Origin of the sequence: Rhizobium sp. 18065 (assembly GCF_902706095.1) — a bacterium.
GTDB lineage: Bacteria > Pseudomonadota > Alphaproteobacteria > Rhizobiales > Rhizobiaceae > Allorhizobium.
The window spans coordinates 324,389-344,612 of sequence record NZ_CACSJP010000005.1; the positions used below are offsets into that span (position 1 = coordinate 324,389).

17 protein-coding genes and 1 other RNA gene are annotated in these 20,224 nt (G+C 60.5%); 11 read left to right on the forward strand and 7 right to left on the reverse strand.

What is annotated here, in order from left to right; all coding sequences use genetic code 11:
- Positions 1 to 52: 52 nt before the first annotated feature.
- Positions 53 to 799, reverse strand: coding sequence for a YebC/PmpR family DNA-binding transcriptional regulator (locus GVK95_RS14660; protein ID WP_159950876.1), 747 nt, complete (start codon positions 797 to 799; stop codon positions 53 to 55).
- Between the two features lie 159 nt (positions 800 to 958).
- Here GVK95_RS14660 and GVK95_RS14665 point away from each other — a divergent pair, with 159 nt between their 5' ends.
- Positions 959 to 1,462, forward strand: coding sequence for a pyridoxamine 5'-phosphate oxidase family protein (locus GVK95_RS14665; protein ID WP_159950878.1), 504 nt, complete (start codon positions 959 to 961; stop codon positions 1,460 to 1,462).
- 16 nt (positions 1,463 to 1,478) lie between these two features.
- Here GVK95_RS14665 and GVK95_RS14670 read toward each other — a convergent pair whose 3' ends face one another.
- Entirely contained in the window at positions 1,479 to 2,303 is an 825-nt protein-coding gene (locus GVK95_RS14670) for an MBL fold metallo-hydrolase (protein ID WP_244618779.1), read from the reverse strand.
- 298 nt (positions 2,304 to 2,601) lie between these two features.
- On the opposite strand from GVK95_RS14670, the gene GVK95_RS14675 reads away from it, so the two are divergent.
- The gene (locus tag GVK95_RS14675; protein WP_159950882.1) at positions 2,602 to 3,951 is read left to right on the forward strand and encodes a methyl-accepting chemotaxis protein; all 1,350 of its coding nucleotides are present in this window, start codon (positions 2,602 to 2,604) and stop codon (positions 3,949 to 3,951) included.
- Between the two features lie 36 nt (positions 3,952 to 3,987).
- On the opposite strand, the gene GVK95_RS14680 is transcribed toward GVK95_RS14675, so the two are convergent.
- A complete protein-coding gene (locus GVK95_RS14680; RefSeq protein WP_159950884.1) occupies positions 3,988 to 4,812 on the reverse strand; it encodes a TIGR00282 family metallophosphoesterase in 825 nt (274 codons plus the stop codon).
- 9 nt (positions 4,813 to 4,821) lie between these two features.
- Positions 4,822 to 5,403, reverse strand: a complete 582-nt coding sequence (locus tag GVK95_RS14685) for a 5-formyltetrahydrofolate cyclo-ligase (protein WP_159950886.1) — start codon at positions 5,401 to 5,403, stop codon at positions 4,822 to 4,824.
- Positions 5,404 to 5,587: 184 nt separating this feature from the next.
- Here GVK95_RS14685 and GVK95_RS14690 point away from each other — a divergent pair, with 184 nt between their 5' ends.
- Entirely contained in the window at positions 5,588 to 7,630 is a 2,043-nt protein-coding gene (locus GVK95_RS14690) for a methyl-accepting chemotaxis protein (protein WP_159950888.1), read from the forward strand.
- A 165-nt stretch (positions 7,631 to 7,795) separates the two neighbouring features.
- Positions 7,796 to 9,103, forward strand: coding sequence for a cyclopropane-fatty-acyl-phospholipid synthase family protein (locus GVK95_RS14695; protein ID WP_159950890.1), 1,308 nt, complete (start codon positions 7,796 to 7,798; stop codon positions 9,101 to 9,103).
- Positions 9,104 to 9,111: 8 nt separating this feature from the next.
- On the opposite strand, the gene ssrS is transcribed toward GVK95_RS14695, so the two are convergent.
- The 3 genes from ssrS to GVK95_RS14710 form a co-directional block, all read right to left on the reverse strand.
- A non-coding RNA gene (gene ssrS, locus GVK95_RS14700) (6S RNA) lies at positions 9,112 to 9,270 on the reverse strand.
- A gap of 79 nt (positions 9,271 to 9,349) precedes the next feature.
- Positions 9,350 to 9,736, reverse strand: coding sequence for a cell division protein ZapA (locus tag GVK95_RS14705; RefSeq protein WP_159950892.1), 387 nt, complete (start codon positions 9,734 to 9,736; stop codon positions 9,350 to 9,352).
- Positions 9,737 to 9,813: 77 nt separating this feature from the next.
- Positions 9,814 to 10,086: a DUF4164 domain-containing protein gene (locus tag GVK95_RS14710; protein WP_007608697.1), complete on the reverse strand. Its 273-nt coding sequence runs from the start codon at positions 10,084 to 10,086 to the stop codon at positions 9,814 to 9,816.
- Positions 10,087 to 10,428: 342 nt separating this feature from the next.
- Between GVK95_RS14710 and tkt the strand changes: the two genes are divergently transcribed.
- The 7 genes from tkt to GVK95_RS14745 all read left to right on the forward strand — a co-directional run bounded on the left by tkt (position 10,429) and on the right by GVK95_RS14745 (position 20,107).
- Positions 10,429 to 12,411 carry a transketolase gene (gene tkt / locus GVK95_RS14715; protein WP_159950894.1) on the forward strand — a complete coding sequence of 661 codons (1,983 nt, stop codon included), beginning with the start codon at positions 10,429 to 10,431 and terminating at the stop codon, positions 12,409 to 12,411.
- A 75-nt stretch (positions 12,412 to 12,486) separates the two neighbouring features.
- Positions 12,487 to 13,497 (forward strand): type I glyceraldehyde-3-phosphate dehydrogenase, encoded by a 1,011-nt coding sequence (gap, locus tag GVK95_RS14720; RefSeq protein WP_007608700.1) that lies wholly within the window; start codon positions 12,487 to 12,489, stop codon positions 13,495 to 13,497.
- Positions 13,498 to 13,794: 297 nt separating this feature from the next.
- Positions 13,795 to 15,138 carry a PAS domain-containing sensor histidine kinase gene (locus tag GVK95_RS14725; protein ID WP_210252959.1) on the forward strand — a complete coding sequence of 448 codons (1,344 nt, stop codon included), beginning with the start codon at positions 13,795 to 13,797 and terminating at the stop codon, positions 15,136 to 15,138.
- A 20-nt stretch (positions 15,139 to 15,158) separates the two neighbouring features.
- Positions 15,159 to 15,518 (forward strand): response regulator, encoded by a 360-nt coding sequence (locus GVK95_RS14730; protein ID WP_244618775.1) that lies wholly within the window; start codon positions 15,159 to 15,161, stop codon positions 15,516 to 15,518.
- 254 nt (positions 15,519 to 15,772) lie between these two features.
- Positions 15,773 to 17,602 (forward strand): potassium/proton antiporter, encoded by a 1,830-nt coding sequence (locus tag GVK95_RS14735; RefSeq protein ID WP_159950900.1) that lies wholly within the window; start codon positions 15,773 to 15,775, stop codon positions 17,600 to 17,602.
- Positions 17,603 to 17,710: 108 nt separating this feature from the next.
- A complete protein-coding gene (locus GVK95_RS14740; RefSeq protein ID WP_159950902.1) occupies positions 17,711 to 18,913 on the forward strand; it encodes a phosphoglycerate kinase in 1,203 nt (400 codons plus the stop codon).
- A gap of 297 nt (positions 18,914 to 19,210) precedes the next feature.
- Positions 19,211 to 20,107 (forward strand): fructose bisphosphate aldolase, encoded by an 897-nt coding sequence (locus tag GVK95_RS14745; RefSeq protein WP_159950904.1) that lies wholly within the window; start codon positions 19,211 to 19,213, stop codon positions 20,105 to 20,107.
- Positions 20,108 to 20,224 lie beyond the last annotated feature (117 nt).

Genomic DNA, 20,224 nt, shown 5'->3' on the forward strand with positions numbered 1-20,224 from the left:
AGCCCGGCTGCGATCTGCAACCGGGCTTTTTTCATTTGATGGCGTATGACGCTCAGGCCGAAAGCTTGGCCATGACTTCGTCCGACACCTCGAAATTCGAATAGACGTTCTGCACGTCGTCATCGTCTTCCAGTGTATCGATCAGCTTCATCAACGACCGGGCCTTGTCTTCGTCGACGGGGACCGTGTTCTGCGGCCTCCAGATCGCCTTGACGGTTTCGGCTTCGCCGAGAACCGGTTCAAGGGCCTTTGAAACTTCGTTCATGTCCTCGAAGGCGCAGTAGATGGTGTGGCCGTCTTCATCGGACACGACGTCTTCCGCGCCAGCCTCGATGGCCGCTTCCATGACCTTGTCGGCATCACCGACAGACGCCTTGTAGGTGAGTTCGCCGACATGATCGAAGGAGAAGGAGACCGAGCCGGTTTCGCCCAGTGCGCCGCCGGCCTTGGTAAAGGTCGAGCGCACGCTGGAGGCGGTCCGGTTGCGGTTGTCGGTCAGCGCTTCGACGATGATCGCCGTGCCGCCCGGGCCATAACCTTCGTAACGGATCGCATCATAGGTCTCGGCATCGGCGCCCGATGCCTTCTTGATGGCGCGGTCGATATTGTCCTTCGGCATCGACTGCGCCTTGGCGTTCTGCACGGCCAGGCGAAGGGCGGCGTTCATCGTCGGGTCGGGAAGGCCGACCTTGGCCGCAACCGTGATTTCGCGCGCGAGCTTGGAGAACATCTTCGAACGAATGCCGTCCTGTTTGCCCTTGCGGTGCATGATGTTTTTAAACTGTGAATGGCCAGCCATGGCACCCCTGATCAGGTCTAATGTTGGGAATGGCCGCCTTATAAGGGCGAAACCGGCCCGGTTCAAGGAAAATGAAGTCTAATATCCGTTCAGCCAGAGCCGGAACAAGTCCGCCGCCCATCCGTTGCCTGTATCGAACCCATCAAGAGGAAAAACGATATGGCAAGCTTCAGCGATGCACGCGAGACCCCGGCCGAACAGCTCTGGGAAGAGATTGAGGACGTCCACGCCGGCATGCTCGGCCTTGTCGGTTCCGAAATGCACATGCAGCCGATGGCACCCTTTGTCGATCGCAAGACCCACACCATCTGGTTCTTCACCAAAACCGATTCCGAACTTGTCACGGCGCTGCGTCCGGGCAGCCGCGGTCACTTCTGTGTGGTCGGCAAGAAACACGACTATCACGCATGCCTGTCCGGTCGCCTTACCGAGACGAAGGACCCGGCAAGGATTGACGAATTCTGGAACTCCGTCGTTGCAGCCTGGTATGAAGGCGGCAAGACGGATCCGACATTGACGATGATCGCGCTTTCGCTGGACGACGGCGAGATTTGGGCATCAACCGGCAGCACGCTCAAATTCGGCTGGGAAATTGCCAAGGCCAATCTCAATCCGGAAAAAACCCCGGATGTCGGCGTGCACCGCCAGATCCGCTTCGCCTGATCTCAGACGCCTGATCTCAGACGCCTTGCAGCACCAGGATCAGCGGCTTCTTCGGCAGTGTCCGCATCGACACTGTCACGCCGCGGTTCTGGGAAATTTCCGCGTCGAAATCGGCTCCGAACATTGACAGGAAGGTTTCGATCGGCGGTCCGCGCCGATGCATCGGCAGGACCAGGGCGGACCTCAGTCGCTTGATCGTCCGGCTCATGCTGTCAGCCCCCATGGTCAGTCCGCCATCGACCGGCACCATGACGATATCCAGCCGGCCGATCTCCGCATAATGCGCATCGGTCAACTCGTGATGCAGATGCCCGAGATGACCGATGCACAGCCCGGCAACCTCAAAGATGAAGATAGAATTGCCGTTCGGCTCGAATCCCCCGTCATAGCTGCGGATGTCGGTCGGCACATTGCGGATATAGGCGTCGCCGACCACCAGCCTGTGCTCGGCCTTCTCGCCAGGTGCCGTATCGTTCCAGCCGTGCAGGACATTGGCAATACCTGGGTCCGGCGAGCGGGTGTAGTGGCTCGAATGCGCCTTGTTCATCGTCACCACATCGGGAAGCCGCGGACTGCGCAGCCAGCCGTTGAAATCCGTGGCGATGGAAATTCCCCCCGGAGTGTCGACCTGGAACGTCGAGTGGCCGAGATAGGTGATCGTCACATCTTCCTGAAATTGCACGCGCTGCTGTCCGGAACTGCCTGTATCGGACTTTCCCGCCGGAGGTGTGAAGCTGGCGAAAGTCGCTTCCGGCAGTTTTCCGGCGATCAGCTGGCATTGACTGACTTGCGGTCGCGTGTCCTGGGCAACAGCCCCCGACGCCATCATCGTGGCCATCATCGCGAAAGCCAAAGCCGATAAGACCAGTCTCAGCATCATGCCGCTCCCGTGCCGTCTTTACTGCAGCCGAGAATGGTCCAGCGACGCTGGCACGTAAAGCTTCCCGCGGCGCAGCCGCCGTCACAATGGCGTTATCGACGTGCTCGGTGACACAAACACTGAACCCCGTCAGACTGGCCTGAAAAGTACCCGCGACAACGTTATGATTAACGAATGCTAAACCTGGCATCCCTAATAGTTGCCATGTATCGGCAGGGGTATTTGCTCTGCCGAAATCAGGAGAATGGGGAGACTACCGGTGACGGCGCTGATGATACCGCAAGCCTTGGAAGACAATGGACATGAACTGCTCGACTGCCTGAATGCCGCGCTTGCCGACGATTTCAGTTTGCTGCCCGATCGCAGCGACCCTCTCTCAACGGCGATTGCCGATCTGATCGTCCGCTGTCGCGACCGTTCGCTACATCAATTGAGAGACGTGGTCTCGGTTTCCGTCAACCTCAACGAAACCGCGGTCATGTCGGCGAACCTCCTGTATGACTTGCGCCAGGTGGACAACCGTACCCAGGACATCGCTGCCGCCGCCGAAGAGATGGCAGCGACGGTCGAGGAAATGGCACGCCATGGCGAGGAGATTTCGCAGAGTGCACGCAATGCCGGCAGCGCCTGCACAACCGTCCGCAATGCCGTGGGCGGAAGCAGCCAGACCATGCAGGATATTACCAGCGCGATCGGCAAGGCGAGCGAGCGTGTCTCGGCTATCCAGTCTCTTGGGGCAAGCATCGCGACGATCGCCACCAACATCAAGAAGATCGCATCCCAGACCAACATGCTCGCCATCAACGCAGCGGTCGAAGCCGCGCGTGCTGGCGAGGCCGGTCGCGGCTTTGCCGTGGTTGCCTCCGAGGTCAAGTCGCTGTCCGACCGCACAGCGCTGGCGACAACCGAGATTTCCAACATCGTCTATCAGCTCGATACTGGCCTAGCCAACATGATCCAGGCGATGCGCGAGAGCACCAGTTCCGCAAGCGAGGGCACGCGTTCGCTGGCCGCCTTGAACGAAGCGCTGAGCGGCGCACTTCGCGACGTCGAGAATTCTGCCGACAGCGCCGGCCAGATCGCCATTGCCCTTCGCCAGCAGAAGGAAGCATCGTCGAGTGTCGCCACCGGCATCGCGACCGTGGCCCTGAGTGCCACACAGGCAACGCGCCAGCTCAACCATATTGTCGATGCGATGGAGCGCGCCCAGACAGGTATAGACAGCCGCCTGAAGGTACTCGCCGAGGAAGACATCCCCGGCAAGGTTGTGCTGCTGGCCCAGTCGGACCATGTCATCTGGAAGAAGCGACTGGCCAACATGATCGTTGGACGTGGCAAACTCAACGTCAATGAACTGGCCGATCACAACAGTTGCCGGCTTGGAAAATGGTACAACACGGCCAAGTCCCAGGGCTTCGCTCACGACAGCGACTTCAACGGCCTTGAGGATCCCCATTGTCGCGTCCATCAGCATGGGATCGATGCTGTGCGCTGCTACAATTCGGGCGACGTCGCGGGTGCCTTGCGGCAACTCGAGTGCGTCGAGGTCGCATCAGGCCAGGTTCTCGACAAGCTGGTGCGCCTGGAACGCAAAAGCGCGGGGCGCTAGTCGATCAGACCCGCCGTTCTGCGGCGGGTCGCCTTTTCAGGCCCAGAAATCCGGAATGGTCTCTGCGAGGCGAGGCCCGATGCGAAGCGGCGCGATCTTTTCTGCAAGACCCGTGCTGTCGGAAATCTCGACACCGACACCACAGATCGTCGCCGGGCCGCTGGCCGCCTCGAAACGACCTTTCGGCATTTTCGAGATGAAGCGGTTGAGCGGCTCTTCCTTCTCCATGCCGAGCGACGAGTCGTAGTCGCCGCACATGCCGGCATCCGACATATAGGCCGTGCCGCCGTTGAGGATCTGGTGGTCGGCGGTCGGCACATGCGTATGGGTGCCGACGACAAAGCTTGCCCGTCCGTCGACGAAATGGCCGAAGCACTGCTTCTCGCTGGTCGCCTCCGCATGGAAGTCGAAGACCACCACATCGGCCTGTTCCTTCAGCGGGCACGCCGCAAGGATCGTTTCGGCCGACTTGAAGGGATCGTCGAGTTCCGGATGCATGAACACCCGGCCCATGATGTTGGCAACCAACACCCGCGCGCCATTGCGGGCGTAAAACAGCCCGGAGCCCTTGCCAGGCGTTCCCGCCGGATAATTGGCCGGCCGCAGGAACTGGTCGTGCCGCGTGCAGAAGCTCACCGCCTCCTTCTGGTCCCAGACATGGTTGCCCGTGGTGACCACATCGGCCCCGGCATTGATCGTCTCCAGATAGATGTCTTCGGTAATGCCGAAACCGCCTGCGGCATTCTCGCCGTTGACGATGACAAAATCGAGTTTCAGGTCGGAGATCAGACCGGGCAGGCGCTGCCAGACTGCAGTGCGTCCCGTCTTGCCAACCATGTCACCCAGAAAAAGCAGTCGCATCGTATCGTCCTATGGCGCCGAAAAGGTTTTGAGGCCGCTTTCGGTCAGAATGGCTTCAAGCCGGACGTCATGCGCTTCAGCCGGCACTTCTGCCACCTCCTGACAGTCGAATGCAATGCCGATCAGCCGTGGATCGAGGCCTTTTTGATGTAATCGTGCAATTGCGCGGTCGTAATGCCCGGCGCCGTAGCCGATCCGGTGGCCTTGACGGTCGAATGCCGACAGCGGCACGAGCAGGATTTCGGGATCGAGCACGGCAGCATCGGGCCCGGGACCGCGTGTGCCGAACCCGGTATCGACCAGTTCGGCCCCGGCGACCAGTTCGCGAAAGGCGATCGTCTGGCGATCCAGCACCACCGGCACGCAGAGCCGCGCACCCCGATCCTTCAGCCGCGCCATCAGCGGCCGGATATCGATCTCGGAGCGGATCGGAAAAAATCCGGAAACGATCGTGCCGGGTTCAAATGCGATATCGTCGCCGGCATGATCGGCCATCGCCAGACTGTATTCGAGCCGGAGTTCGGCGGGGATCCGGTCACGTTCGCCCAGCCGCTCGCTCCGCAGCACTGCCTTCAGATCACGATTGCTCATTCTTGCCTGCCCATGTGCACGTCCATGTCCATCTTCACCAGCGTCCATCCGCCTCACCATATTTGGGGTATCGAAAGTTCTAAATTATAATCCGTCAAAACCGCATAAAATTTCCCAAGCAAACCAACGCTTAACGAGATCCGATTAGAATGCCCCCGGGAGTTACTAAAGGGACCAGGTTCATATGACGATCTTCTCGCGCTTCGGCATTACAAAAACAATCACCTTGACGACAGTCATGATCCTGGTCGCGGCACTCGGCGTCGTCTCCTGGGTCATTTCCAACGGGATTGCAGGTCGCATCCAGCAGCAGGCGATTACCAGCCAGAACACCAGCTTGCGCACGGCCGCGACGATCGTCGAACGTGACCTGCCCGGCACCAAGATCACCTGGGGCAAGGATGGCAATGTCGAACGCATCGTCACCGAAGGCATTCCCAAGGAATTCACCGATCACGGCATGATCGACTCGATCGGCCGCATGACCGGTCAGACGGCGACGATCTTTGCCTGGGATGGCGAAAGCAAGGACTTCTGGCGCCGCACCACCAATATCATCAAGCCGGACGGCACGCGCGCTGTCGGCACGGCACTTGGCCAGACCGGCGCTGTCTATCCCTTCCTGACCAAGGGCCAGGTCTATCGCGGCGAAGCCGTTATTCTTGAAGTCCCTTACTACACGATTTATCAGCCGATCTTCTCCCCGACCGGCGATGTCATCGGCATTCTCTATGCCGGCGTTCGTTCAGCCGACATCAACAGCATGGCGACCGAAATGGCCTATGCGATCGGCACCACGGCTCTGATCGTCCTGATCGTTGCCGCGGCCCTGATCGCGCTCTTCGTCCGCCAGATCGTTGGCGCCCTGCCGCGCCTGACAGCAGTGGCCAACAAGCTGGCCGGCGGACAACTCGACACGGATGTTCCCCACAAGGACCTTCGCAACGAGATCGGCGCACTGGCCCAGTCCCTGGACGTGTTCCGTGAAAGCGCAATCCAGAAGATCGAGATCGAGCGTCAGGCTGCGGAAGCGGCGGCGGACGGCGAGCGCCAGCGCGTTGAACGCGAAGTCGCCAAGGCCGAAGACACCCGCGCCGTCCAGCAGGCTGTCGATGTCCTGGCTGGCTGTCTGAACAAGCTCAGCGACGGCGATCTGACAGTACGGATCAACCAAGCGTTCCCGGGCGATCTCGACAAGGTTCGCCTCGACTTCAACCACTCGATCGAGAAGCTGTCTTCGACACTCGGCCAGCTGCGTGACGAGACCTCCGGTATCGAGGCAAGCTCTGCCGAAATGCGCTCGGCCACCGACGACCTGTCCAAGCGCACTGAGCAGCAGGCAGCCTCGCTTGAGGAGACCTCTGCAGCGCTCGAGGAAATCACCACCACGGTTCGCGGCTCCTCCGCCAAGGCAGACGAAGCCGCCGAAATCGCCCGCCGTGCGCAGGCAAGCACCGAATCCTCCAGCAAGATCGTGTCCGATGCCGTCGATGCCATGGGCCATATCGAGCAGGCGTCGAGCGAGATCTCCAAGATCATCAACGTCATCGACGAGATCGCCTTCCAGACCAATCTGCTCGCACTGAATGCCGGTGTTGAAGCCGCACGTGCCGGTGAAGCCGGCAAGGGCTTCGCCGTCGTCGCTCAGGAAGTCCGTGAGCTGGCCCAGCGCTCTGCCAATGCGGCCAAGGACATCAAGGCACTGATCACCAAGTCGGGCGTAGCGGTTGCCGGGGGTGTGTCGCTGGTGCGCGAGACCGGCAAGGCACTGGGCGAGATCTCCCAGCAGGTCACCCATATCAACAGCCATATCGGTGCCATCGCTCTGGCGGCCCGCGAACAGTCCACGGCACTCGGCGAGATCAACAGCTCGGTCAACCAGATGGACCAGTTCACCCAGAAGAACGCAGCCATGGTCGAGGAGACCACGGCCGTGACCCATCGCCTTGCCGACAGTGCCCAGACCTTGGCAGGTCTCATTGGCCAGTTCCGCATGGCGGAAGGCCGCGGATTTGCCGCCTCGCCGCGCCCGGTCGCGCCAGTCTATACGCCCGCCAACCGCCCCTCGGCACCGATTGCCCGGATGGCGACACCGCGCCCGGTCGAAACGACAGCCCGCCCGGTGGCATCGCCAGCCCGCAAGATGGTCGGCAATCTCGCCAAGGCCTTCGGTGGATCGAGCACGCCAGCCTCCAGCAGCGGTAGCGACAACTGGGAAGAATTCTGAGCCGGGGCCAAACGTCGACCAACGGTTCTGACAATCGACGCCAGCGCAACTTTCGTTGCGCTGGCGTTTTCATTTGATTTAACCTGCCCCCCGTAATTTTGGGTGCAACCGCGCGCAATTGCGCTACCATGAACACACAACCGGCAACGCCGATATGAGGTGCGCATGTTTCTGCTGTCGCATATGCTGAAGTCTTTTATCCGCAAGGGCCAACTCACCGTTATCGATGCAGAAGGAAAACGCCACGTCTTCGGCGGTGGCGAACCCGGTCCGCAGGTCACCATGCGGCTGACCGACCCGGCGCTCTATCGCAGCCTCGTCTTCAAGGCCGAACTGGTTGCCGGTGAGGCCTATATGGACGGCACCATGCGCTTCGAGGAAGGCTCGACATTGCGCGACTTTCTCACGATCTTCTCGATCAATCGCCTGTCGCTTGGCAAATATCCGATCCAGAAGGTCCTGCGCGCGATCAAGATGCCGTTCCGCAAGCGGCTGCAATCCAACCGCCGGGGCGAGGCGCAACAGAACGTCGCGCACCACTATGATCTCGGAAACGAGTTCTACAAACTCTTCCTCGATGACAACATGCTCTATTCCTGCGCCTATTTCCGCGAGCCGGACGAGACGCTGGAGCAGGCCCAGCGCAACAAGCTGCGGCTGCTGGCCGCCAAACTGAATCTCAAGCCCGGCATGAAGGTTCTCGATATCGGCTGCGGCTGGGGCGACCTGGCGCTTTATCTGGCCCGCCTTGAAGATGTCGAGGTCGTCGGCGTCACCCTGTCGAAGGAACAGCATGCACTGGCAACGCAGCGCGCACTCGATGCCGGCCTGTCGAGCCGCGTTCGTTTCGAGCTGAAGGACTACCGCGATGTCACCGAGCGTTTCGATCGCATCGTCTCGGTCGGCATGTTCGAACATGTAGGCGTCCAGCACTATGACGAGTTCTTCAAGAAGCTGAATGCGCTGATGCCCGATGACGGTGTCGCCGTCATCCACTCGATCGGCCACATGAGCCCGCCCGGCATGACCGGCCCGTGGATCCGCAAATACATCTTTCCCGGTGGCTATTCGCCCGCCCTGTCGGAAGTCGTATCGGTCACCGAGCGAAACAGCCTGTGGGTCACCGATATCGAGGTGCTGCGCGTGCACTACGCAACGACGCTTGCCCATTGGGGTCAACGTTTCGAGGCCAACCGCGACAAGGTCATCGCCATGTATGACGAGCGGTTTGCCCGGATGTGGGAGTTTTACCTGATCAGCGCCGAGATGACATTCCGCACCGGCAGCCAGATGGTCTTCCACCTGCAACTGTCGCGCAAGCGCGATGCGGCGCCGATCGTGCGCGACTATGTCACCGACCAGCAGCGGCTTTACATCGAGAAGGAAAAATCGCTGGGGCTCGGCTCGGAACAACCGCAACTCAGCCTGGTTACCGCGCTGGCAAACCCAGGCACGTCATCCGCAGGTCCTTGAAGGGAAAAGTGCGATCCGCGGCAACCGTTGGATGTTTACGATCCTGGGTGCCTACAAACGTAGGTGGGCGCCATATGTCCGAGCCCACGGGCCCGGCCAGGGACAGCTCCCTTTGGATCGAGTATGGCCCCAGGGATTGTGTGTCCTGTCGAGAGGCGCAGACCGCAACAGAGATATAGGCGCAATGACCGCTCTGCGCCAGAGGCGAAACGGAATTCAGTCGCGTTTTTCGATGAAGGGTGGCTTTCAGCTGTCCTGGCGTGCCGCAACGGCCGGCCGGCCATTCAGCTTGCGGGTGATGCCGTTCAGCCGCTCGGTTAGCTCCCCGAGCGCGGAGACAACCTGCTCTTCACGATGGCTCGCTCCGCTGACCGCACTGTCGCGGCCTTCGCGCAGGCTGGCGAGATCGCCTTCCATGGCAGACATCCGCCGTTTGATTTCAGCAAGCTCGTCCATCACCATGATTCCGGCCATCACAGTGATGCGCAGGTCGCCGATCTCGCCGAACTGGCTTTTCAAATGGCTGACATAGCGATCGAACTGGTCCGCAAGCTCGGTCAGATGGCCTTCCTGGCCTTCTTCGCAAGCCATGCGATAGGCTTTACCATCGATCGTGACTGTCACCTGGGCCATTGGCCGTCCAACTCTCTCAACGCACTGCGCAAAGCGCACAAAAGCAAAAGCTCAAAACTTCAAAAAGTAACGACTGCTCAGTTGTCGAGCACGGCACGGATGGTTTCCATTGCCGTCACAAGCCGCCGCGACACCTCGCGATTGACTTCCTCCAGACGGTTCGCCCGAAACTCCGACTGATCAAGTTCCTGCGCCAGTCGCGAACGATCGGCATGCACGCGACGCACCTCGCCCTCGACTTCACTGTTTTCACGCTGCGCCTCGATGCGACCATCTACAGCACTCTCCAGCCCGGCGATTGCCTGACGAAGCGCCCCGAGCGCAGCATCGACCGAATTTCCCGTCGGCATTCCTTCGCCCCTGCCTTCGCTTTTTATCTCCGGCGGCCCGAATCGGCCGACAAACCCCGGTGCTTTGATGGCGAACACTAAGCCTCGCGATTGCCACGCGTCAATAAAGCCGCACCGCCTGTAACCCGCCAATTCTGTGGACGATCGCATTCTTATGCCCGTCCGCCACGCAAGACAGTGCAGCGCACACGAAACAGGCAAAACCATGTTTTCTTGCCCGATAAAAGGCCAGAAGCCGGGGCATTTGTTGACTTGCGCGATGCACCTGATATGGATCAGCCCCGTTCAGACGGACCGCCTTTAGCGACCGTTTCTTGCAGCCCCGGAACAAGCGGAACAGCCATGATTTCTCCCGAAAAACATCAGCGGATGGCAAATGCGATCCGTTTCCTTGCCATGGATGCAGTGGAAAAGGCCAACTCCGGCCACCCCGGCCTGCCGATGGGCGCCGCCGATATTGCAACCGTTCTCTTCAGCCGCTTTCTGAAGTTCGATCCGAAGAACCCGCTCTGGCCGGATCGCGATCGCTTCGTCCTGTCTGCCGGCCATGGCTCGATGCTGCTCTATTCGCTCCTCTATCTAACCGGATATGAGGACATGACGATCGAGGACATCAAGCAGTTCCGCCAGCTCGGTTCCAAGACCGCCGGCCACCCGGAATACGGCCATGCCTCGGGCATTGAGACGACCACGGGGCCGCTCGGCCAGGGCATTGCCAATGCCGTCGGCATGGCGATCGCCGAACGCAAGCTGTCGCAGGAATTCGGCTCCGAGCTGCAGAGCCACTTCACCTATGCGCTGGTCGGTGACGGATGCCTTATGGAAGGCATCAGCCAGGAAGCCATCGCGCTTGCCGGCCATCTGAAGCTCAACAAGCTCATCGTCTTCTGGGACGACAACAAGATCACCATCGACGGCGCAGTATCGCTGTCGGACTCGACCGACCAGATCGCCCGCCTGAAGTCGGCGCACTGGAACACGATCGAGATCGACGGTCACGATCAGGACGCCATCGCAGCCGCGATCGAAGCGGCACACAAGTCGGACCGTCCGACCTTCATCGCCTGCCGCACGATCATCGGCTTCGGCGCACCGAACAAGCAGGGCACGCACAAGGTCCATGGCTCGCCGCTCGGCGCCGAGGAAATCGCCGCCGCCCGCAAGTCGCTGAACTGGGAATCCGAAGCCTTTGTCGTTCCGGCTGACGTGCTCGACACCTGGCGTCTCGCCGGCCTGCGTTCGACCAAGGCCCGCAAGGAATGGGAAGAGCGCCTCGCTGGTTCTGACGCCGAAAAGCGCGCCGAGTTCAACCGCCGCTTCGCCGGCGAACTGCCGGGCAGCTTCGACACCACGATCGACACGTTCAAGAAGAAGATCGCGGCCAACAACCCGACGGTTGCCACCCGCAAGGCTTCTGAAGACGCGCTGGAAGTGATCAACGGCCTGCTGCCGGAAACGCTGGGCGGTTCGGCCGACCTGACGCCGTCGAACAACACCAAGACCAGCCAGATGACGTCGATCACCCCGACCGATTTCTCCGGCCGTTACATGCACTGGGGCATTCGCGAACATGCGACGGCCGCGGCCATGAACGGTATCGCGCTGCATGGCGGCCTGATCCCCTATTCGGGCGGCTTCCTGATCTTCTCCGATTATTGCCGCCCGTCGGTGCGCCTCGCCGCCCTCATGGGCATCCGCGTCGTACATGTCTGGACGCATGATTCCATCGGCGTTGGCGAAGATGGCCCGACCCACCAGCCGGTCGAGCATTTCGCAGCCCTGCGCGCCATTCCGAACCTGCTTCTCTTCCGCCCGGCCGACGAGAGCGAAACCGCGGAATGCTGGCAGATCGCGCTCAAGGAAAAGCACCGTCCTTCGGGCCTGGCGCTGACCCGCCAGAACCTGATCCCGGCCCGCACGGTATATGAAGAAAAGAACCTCTCGGCCTACGGCGCCTATGAGCTGATCTCGGCCAGCGACGCCAAGGTCTCGATCTTCGCCTCCGGCTCGGAAGTCGAAATCGCCATCAAGGCGCAGGCAACACTTGCCGCCAAGGGCATTTCCGCCCGCGTCGTCTCGGTTCCCTGCTTCGAGCTGTTCTTCGAACAGTCTGCCGACTACCAGGAAGCGATCATCGGCAAGGCTCCGGTCAAGATCGCGGTCGAAGCCGGCATCCGCCAGGGCTGGGACGCGTTCATCGGCAATGACGGCGCCTTTGTCGGCATGAAATCCTTCGGCGCCTCCGGCCCGGCCAAGGATCTCTACAAGCATTTCGGCATCACGGCAGAAGCCGTTGTTTCCGCCGCCGAAGCCAAGCTCGCCTGACCTATTGCGCAAGGGCGCCGCGAGGCGCCCTTCACCGCCCCATCTGATCTTCGTTATCCAATCAGGAGTGCACCTATGACTGTGAAAGTTGCCATCAACGGCTTTGGCCGTATCGGCCGTAACGTTCTGCGCGCCATCGTCGAATCCGGCCGCACCGACATCGAAGTCGTTGCCATCAACGACCTCGGCCCGGTCGAGACCAATGCTCACCTGCTCCGCTACGACTCGATCCACGGCAAATTCCCGGCGACCGTGAAGGTTGAAGGCGACACCATCATCGTTGGCGGCGGCAAGCCGATCAAGGTGACCGCGATCAAGGATCCGGCAACTCTGCCGCATGCCGAAATGGGCGTCGATATCGCCATGGAATGCACCGGCATCTTCGCCACGCGCGAGAAAGCTGCCTTGCATCTCCAGGCTGGCGCAAAGCGCGTCATCGTTTCGGCTCCGGCTGACGGCGCTGACCTGACCGTCGTCTTCGGCGTCAACCACGACAAGCTGACCAAGGATCACCTGGTCATCTCCAACGCGTCCTGCACCACCAATTGCCTGGTGCCGGTCGTCAAGGTCCTGAACGAAGCCATCGGCATCGATCATGGTTTCATGACCACGATCCACTCCTATACAGGCGACCAGCCGACGCTCGACACGATGCACAAGGATCTCTACCGCGCCCGCGCGGCAGCGCTGTCGATGATCCCGACCTCGACCGGTGCAGCCAAGGCCGTCGGCCTGGTTCTGCCGGAACTGAAGGGCAAGCTCGACGGCACCTCGATCCGCGTGCCGACACCGAATGTCTCGGTCGTCGACTTCAAGTTCGTCGCCAAGAAGACCACCACGGTTCAGGAAGTCAACGACGCCATCATCGCCGCCTCGAACGGCGCGCTGAAGGGCATCCTCGGCTATACCGACGAGCCGCTGGTGTCGCGCGACTTCAATCACGATTCGCATTCGTCGATCTTCGCGCTCGACCAGACCAAGGTTCTCGAAGGCAACTTCGTCCGCATCCTCACCTGGTACGACAACGAATGGGGCTTCTCCAACCGCATGTCGGACACGGCAGTGGCCTTCGCCAAGACCATCTGATCCTCGATCAATCAACGTTGAAATCACCAAGGCGGGCTGGAAACAGTCCGCCTTGTGCGTATGACGGCATGGCCGCAACGGATCCTGAAACAAAACCGCCACACCGGAACCTTTGCGCCAAAACTGCGTTGATGCGGTCGATATGCGGAAACAAGGGGTCCGCGATTTGACTAAGGGATGCCGATGAATTTGGGCGGTGGGGAATGCGGACGACTGTTTCGGAATTTCGAGTGGAGCACGACTTCACTGGGTCCGTATGAAAGCTGGCCGTCGGAACTGCGCACGCTGACAAGTGTAATGCTGGGCTCCCTGCAGCCGATGCTGATCGTCTGGGGACCGGACCAGATCACCCTCTACAATGACGGCTATGCGCAGATGTGTGGCAATCGCCATCCCGCCGCCTTCGGCCATCCGTTCCGCGATCTATGGTTCGACATCTGGGACCAGGTCGATCCGATCATCACCGCCGCCTATTCCGGACAGGGCACATCGATGGACGATATCCAGTTCACGATGTACCGCAAGGGTTATCCCGAAGAGACACATTTCTCGTTTTCCTACACCCCTGTGCGCGATCCGTGGGGAACCGTGCTTGGCATGTTCTGCGCCTGCGCGGAGATCACCGCGGAGGTCCTCATGCGTCGCGAGCAGCAGACCATCCGCGAACGCTTCATGCAGGTTTTCGAACTGAGCCAGGGCGGCATTGCCATGCTGTCGGGCGAGAACCACGTCTTCGACTATGCCAATGAGCAATACTACGCGATGATCGGCAATCGCGACATTATCGGCAAGCCGGTGGCAGATGCCGTCGCCGAGGTCGTAAGCCAGGGGTATATCGACATCCTCGACGGCGTCTATCGAACCGGCAAGCCCTATGTGGCCAAGAGCGTGGAAATCGAACTCAATCGCGGACCGGACGGAGAAAAGCAGACCCGCGTTATCGATCTTGCCTATCAACCGATGCATGACCCTGACTGCCGAATTGGTGGTATCCTGGTTCAGGCACTCGACGTTACCGAGATGCGCGCGGATGAGAAGCACCGCGAACTCCTGTCGCATGAACTTGGCCATCGCCTGAAGAACCAGCTGGCCATGGTCCAGGCGATCGCCTCGCAGACATTGCGCAGCGCGCCCGACATGCAGACCGCGCGCAGGACGCTGTCTGACCGCATCGGCGTTCTCAGTCACGCCCATGATGCGATCATCAAGGGGGGCAACGGCTCTTCCAGGGTCGGCGACCTCGTCGCACAGATGATCGCCTTGCATGACGATCCCAACGCACCGCGGATCTCGACATCGGGTCCCAATCTCAAGATAGGCTCGCGGTCTTCGTTGTCGCTGTCGCTCATTCTGCATGAACTTGCAACCAATGCGCTGAAACATGGTGCACTGTCGGTCCCCGAAGGACGTGTCGAGCTGACATGGGGCGTCACCGGAGCCCATCAAGACCGCTTCGAACTTGTCTGGAGGGAAAGCGGCGGACCTCAGGTCGTCAGTCCCGGCAGCGAAAGCAGCGGCACGCGCCTGATCAGGGCGGGCCTCGACGGCACGGCCGATTGCAAGGTTGATGTTACCTATGCGCCTGAGGGCTTTAACTTAATCATTTCGGCGGAACTGGCCGGATTTCAACAAGAAAGTTGATCGTGGCACAGGCACAAAAAATGCGTTTGCTGGTGGTCGAAGATGATGGTTTGATCCGCCTTGACCTGGTCGATACCCTGGTGGATGCCGGCTTCGATGTCATCGATGCAGCCAATGCCGACGAAGCCATGGCAGTCTTTCAGGACACCCAGTACATCGCAGCGCTTCTCACCGACATCGACATGCCCGGATCGATGAATGGATTGGAACTGGCAAACCGCATCCATGACCAGGCCCCCGCCTGCAAGATCATCGTTGTTTCCGGCCGCTACCGCCCCGACATGAACCTGCTTCCATCCGGCGCGCGATTTCTCACCAAGCCTTTGTCCGAAGCCGCCGTGGGGCGCTTGTTGACCGACCTCGATCTCCGGCCGCATTAAACCACCGTCCAGCGCCAAAACCTGTTGCGCCTGCGTGAATAAGGCATTCTTTCCTATATCTTTTTTGAAAGCCGCCCTACTCTCATCATGATTTCCTGACATCCCTGTTCCTGCCGTTCGGCAATCCTGTTTGTTCTTTTAGAAAACATGTCTCCCGGGACTGGGCGATGCCAACCTGCCTGGGTTTGACAGCCTCTGCATGGCGCGGGACACTTGGCGGCGTATGATCGGATGTGCGGCAAGAGGGTAAGGGATTGGACGAATTTTATGCGGTCACCTTGGTGGCGACAGCGCTTGTTCTTCTGGCTGCCTTCTCGAGCCTTATCGCCTTCCGCTTCGGCGCGCCGCTGCTTCTCCTCTTCCTGCTGATCGGCCTGGGCGCCGGCACCGATGGCCTCGGCATCGAGTTTTCCAACTTCTCCCTCGCCTATGTGATTGGTTCGGTCGCGCTGGCCATCATCCTGTTCGATTCAGGTTATGGGACATCGCTGCAGTCCTTCCGCCTGTCAGCATCGCCCGCACTGACGCTGGCGACCATCGGTGTGCTCGTCACCACCCTGTTGTTCGGCCTCGCCGCCCACTTGCTGCTCGACCTCACCTATCTTGAAGGCCTGCTGCTTGGCGCCATCCTGGCCTCGACCGATGCCGCCGCCGTCTTCTTCCTGCTGCGCATCGGCGGCATCAATATCCGCGACAAGGTGCGCTCCACGCTCGAGGTCGAATCCGGCACCAACGACCCGATGGCGATTTTCCTGACCATCGCGCTTGTCGAGCTGATCTCGAGCGGCGTCGGTTATAGTGGGCTCGATCTTGAACTGCTGTTGCTGTTCCTCGAGCAGATGGGCCTTGGCCTCGTCGTCGGGTTGGTCGGCGGCGCAGTCATCGTCTTCGTGCTCAAGCGCATGCAGGTAGAGCGCGGCCTGGCACCGATCTTCCTGCTGGCGCTCGCCCTGATGATCTTCGCATTCACCGGCACCGTCGGCGGTAGCGGTTTCCTTGCCGTCTATGTCGCCGGCATCTATGCCGGTTCGCGCAAATTGCCGGCGACCAGCTCCATCAGCCGCTTTCAGGATGGCATGACATGGCTTGCCCAGATCATCATGTTCCTCGTGCTCGGCCTGCTCGCCACACCGTCGCAATTCCTCGGCATCCTGCTGCCAGCCATCGTGCTCGGCCTGTTCCTCGTCTTCATCGCCAGGCCGCTTGCCGTCTGGCTCTGCCTCCTGCCCTTCGACTTTACCCAGCGCGAAACCGGCTTCATCGCCTGGATCGGTTTGCGCGGCGCGGTCTCGATCCTGCTCGGCATCGTGCCGGTCGTAGGCCATCTGGAAAACAGCCATACCTATTTCAACACCGCTTTCATCGTCGTGATGATCTCGCTGGTCGTGCAGGGCTGGACGATCAAGCCGGTCGCAAAAAAACTCGGCCTGATCATCCCGCCGCGCATCGGCGCCATCGACAAGGTCGAACTGGATCTGCCAGGTTCTGCCAATCACGAGCTGCTCGCCTACCGCGTCGTGGCCGGCAGCCCGATCCTGGGCGGCGAGCGCATTCCGCGCTGGGCCATGCCCTCGCTGGTCATCCGCGACGGAAAGTCGATGCGCTATCAGTATGCCGGCCGCCTGCGCGAGAACGACAATGTCTATCTCTTCGTCGTGCCGGCCTATTCCAGACTGCTCGACCGCCTCTTTGCTTCGGCAGCGCCGGTTGCCGAAGACGACGGCGAGTTCTTCGGAACCTTTGCCATCGCGCCGGCAACGCTGGTCCAGAACCTCGATGATGCCTATGGCCCGCTTTCCGTCAGCGATTCCGAGCGCGGCAAGACTGTCGCAGAACTGATCGTCCAGCGCCTTGGTGGACGCGGCGAATATGCCGACCGGGTACGCCTGGGCACCATCGTGCTGATCGTGCGCGACATCGATGAGCTGGGACACATCGCATCCGTCGGCGTTTCGATGGAGCCCGTTGCCCCGGCCACCACGCTGCCGATCTTCCTGAATATCCGCGAACTCGCCCATGCGCTGCGCGATTATCTGCGGCGCAAGCGTGCCGCGCGCGTCGCCGAAAGCCAGGTGGAAAAATAGTCTTTTGATCGCCTTGCGTCACCATGCCGGCGGTGTAAGGTCCGGCCCGACATACCAGTGATGACTGGTATTGACCCAGTTCAACCGCAAAAACGACGGGTATATTCCATGCCGGCTTTCAAGACACTCGACGACCTCACAGACATCGCAGGCAAGCGCGTGCTTGTTCGCGTCGACCTCAACGTACCCGTCACCGACGGCAAGGTCTCGGACACCACCCGCATCGAGCGCGTTGCGCCGACCATCAAGGAACTGTCGGAAAAGGGTGCCAAGGTCATCCTTCTTGCCCATTTCGGCCGCCCCAAGGGCGAACCGGTCGCCGACCAGTCGCTGTCCCTGATCGCCCCCTCCGTCGAGGAAGTGCTCGACCAGCGTGTGGCTTTCGCAGCCGATTGCGTCGGCGAAGCAGCAACCGCAGCCATCGCCAAGATGAACAACGGCGACATCCTGCTCTTGGAAAACACCCGTTTCCACAAGGGCGAGGAAAAGAACACGCCGGAATTCACCGCCGAACTCGCCAAGAACGGCGACATCTATGTCAACGACGCGTTTTCGGCCGCCCACCGCGCCCATGCGTCGACCGAAGGTCTTGCCCATCACCTGCCGGCCTATGCTGGCCGCACCATGCAGGCTGAACTCGAAGCGCTGGAACAGGGCCTCGGCCAGCCGACCCGCCCGGTTGTTGCCATCGTCGGCGGCGCCAAGGTCTCGAGCAAGATCGACCTGCTCTCCAATCTGGTGACCAAGGTCGATGCGCTGGTCATCGGCGGCGGCATGGCCAATACCTTCATCGCCGCCCAGGGCATCGATGTCGGCAAATCGCTCTGCGAGCATGATCTGGCCGACACCGCCCGTGCGATCATGGAAACCGCCAAGGCTGCCGGCTGCGCCATCGTTCTGCCGGTGGACGGCGTTGTTGCCCGCGAATTCAAGGCCAATGCCGAAAACGAGACCGTCGATATCGCCGCCATCCCGTCCGACGCCATGATGCTCGACGTCGGCCCGAAATCGGTCGAGGCAATCAACGAATGGATCTCCAAGGGCGCGACCCTGGTCTGGAACGGTCCGCTCGGCGCCTTTGAGATCACGCCCTTCGATACGGCCACCGTTTCGGCGGCAAAACATGCTGCCGAGCAGACCAAGGCCGGCAAGCTCGTCTCCGTCGCCGGCGGCGGCGATACCGTCTCGGCGCTCAACCATGCTGGCGTTGCCGACGACTTCTCCTATGTCTCCACCGCCGGTGGCGCTTTCCTGGAATGGATGGAAGGCAAGGAACTGCCCGGCGTGGCGGTGCTGACAGCGTCGAAGTAAGCACAAAATATTGCTGGCGCGGCATGGAACGAATGTCGCGCCGGTGTATCATTTAAAAAACTTTGAATTTTCAACCGATTGAAATGATTTCAATCGTTTCAATAGTTTAGGCTACCATTTTCCCACCATGGAAGTTCTGTTATCGCCGGTATCAGCTTGGTTTTCCAAAGACTGGAAACGCCTGAAGGTTTCTAAGAAACCGATCCGGAGACTGATCAGCAGCCATTGCTGCTTGATCGTAAAACAGTGAACATACGTGAGCGCGCTAGGCGCCATGTCCAGGGATAGGAGTTCGATATGGTGGACGCAAAGATGTTGAACAAGATCAGCTCGGCGCCGGGTTTCATTGCGGCACTTGACCAGAGCGGCGGTTCGACACCCAAAGCGTTGAGCCTCTACGGTATCTCCGAATCCGACTATCGGGGCGACGAGGAGATGTTTCGCCTGATGCATGCGATGCGCGTCCGCATCATGCGCGCGCCTGCCTTCACCGGTGACAAGGTCATCGGCGCCATCCTGTTCGAGCGGACCATGGACGGTGAGGCTGACGGTCAGCCAGTTCCGACCCATCTCTGGGAAAAGCGGGGCGTCGTGCCCTTCCTCAAGATCGACAAGGGTCTCCTCGACGAGGAAAACGGCGTCCAGATGATGAAGGCGATGCCGGATCTCGACGGCCTCCTGATCCGCGGCCGCGAAAAAGGGATCTTCGGCACCAAGATGCGCTCCGTGATCGCCAATGCCGACAAGACGGGCATCGCGGCCGTCGTGACCCAGCAGTTCGAAGTGGCCCGCCAGATCATCGCCCAGGGTCTCGTCCCGATCGTCGAGCCGGAAGTGTCGATCAAGAGCCCGACCAAGACGGAAGCCGAGGCCATTCTGCGCGACGAGATCGCCAACCATCTCGACAAGCTCCCGGCCGGAGAAACCGTCATGCTGAAGGTGACGATCCCCACGATTGCCGATTTCTACGCGCCGCTGGCCGCCCATAAGTCGGTCGCCCGCGTCGTTGCTCTGTCCGGCGGCTACAGCACGGCGGACGCCTGCGAAAAGCTCAGTCACAACCACGACATGATCGCGAGCTTCTCGCGCGCTTTGACGGAAAAGCTGCGCGTCTCGATGAGCGATGCCGAATTCAACGCCAGCATTGCAGATACGATCGACAGGATCTACGCCGCGAGCACGAGCAAGGTCTGACCTCAACTGTCCTGATCAGGGCTCGGCTTAACGCCGGGCCTTTTTCCATTGGGCGAGAGCCGAAAACAGTATGCCCGCCTCTATCACGAGGATGCAACCTGGCTTGCCCCGGTGTGG

Bases quoted from the DNA above. Each gene is read 5' to 3' on its own strand.
- GVK95_RS14660 (WP_159950876.1), bottom strand. From the start codon at position 799: ATGGCTGGCCATTCACAGTTTAAAAACATCATGCACCGCAAGGGCAAA.
- GVK95_RS14665 (WP_159950878.1), top strand. From the start codon at position 959: ATGGCAAGCTTCAGCGATGCACGCGAGACCCCGGCCGAACAGCTCTGG.
- GVK95_RS14670 (WP_244618779.1), bottom strand. From the start codon at position 2,303: ATGATGGCCACGATGATGGCGTCGGGGGCTGTTGCCCAGGACACGCGA.
- GVK95_RS14680 (WP_159950884.1), bottom strand. From the start codon at position 4,812: ATGCGACTGCTTTTTCTGGGTGACATGGTTGGCAAGACGGGACGCACT.
- GVK95_RS14685 (WP_159950886.1), bottom strand. From the start codon at position 5,403: ATGAGCAATCGTGATCTGAAGGCAGTGCTGCGGAGCGAGCGGCTGGGC.
- GVK95_RS14690 (WP_159950888.1), top strand. From the start codon at position 5,588: ATGACGATCTTCTCGCGCTTCGGCATTACAAAAACAATCACCTTGACG.
- GVK95_RS14695 (WP_159950890.1), top strand. From the start codon at position 7,796: ATGTTTCTGCTGTCGCATATGCTGAAGTCTTTTATCCGCAAGGGCCAA.
- GVK95_RS14705 (WP_159950892.1), bottom strand. From the start codon at position 9,736: ATGGCCCAGGTGACAGTCACGATCGATGGTAAAGCCTATCGCATGGCT.
- GVK95_RS14710 (WP_007608697.1), bottom strand. From the start codon at position 10,086: ATGCCGACGGGAAATTCGGTCGATGCTGCGCTCGGGGCGCTTCGTCAG.
- tkt (WP_159950894.1), top strand. From the start codon at position 10,429: ATGATTTCTCCCGAAAAACATCAGCGGATGGCAAATGCGATCCGTTTC.
- gap (WP_007608700.1), top strand. From the start codon at position 12,487: ATGACTGTGAAAGTTGCCATCAACGGCTTTGGCCGTATCGGCCGTAAC.
- GVK95_RS14725 (WP_210252959.1), top strand. From the start codon at position 13,795: ATGCTGGGCTCCCTGCAGCCGATGCTGATCGTCTGGGGACCGGACCAG.
- GVK95_RS14730 (WP_244618775.1), top strand. From the start codon at position 15,159: ATGCGTTTGCTGGTGGTCGAAGATGATGGTTTGATCCGCCTTGACCTG.
- GVK95_RS14740 (WP_159950902.1), top strand. From the start codon at position 17,711: ATGCCGGCTTTCAAGACACTCGACGACCTCACAGACATCGCAGGCAAG.
- GVK95_RS14745 (WP_159950904.1), top strand. From the start codon at position 19,211: ATGGTGGACGCAAAGATGTTGAACAAGATCAGCTCGGCGCCGGGTTTC.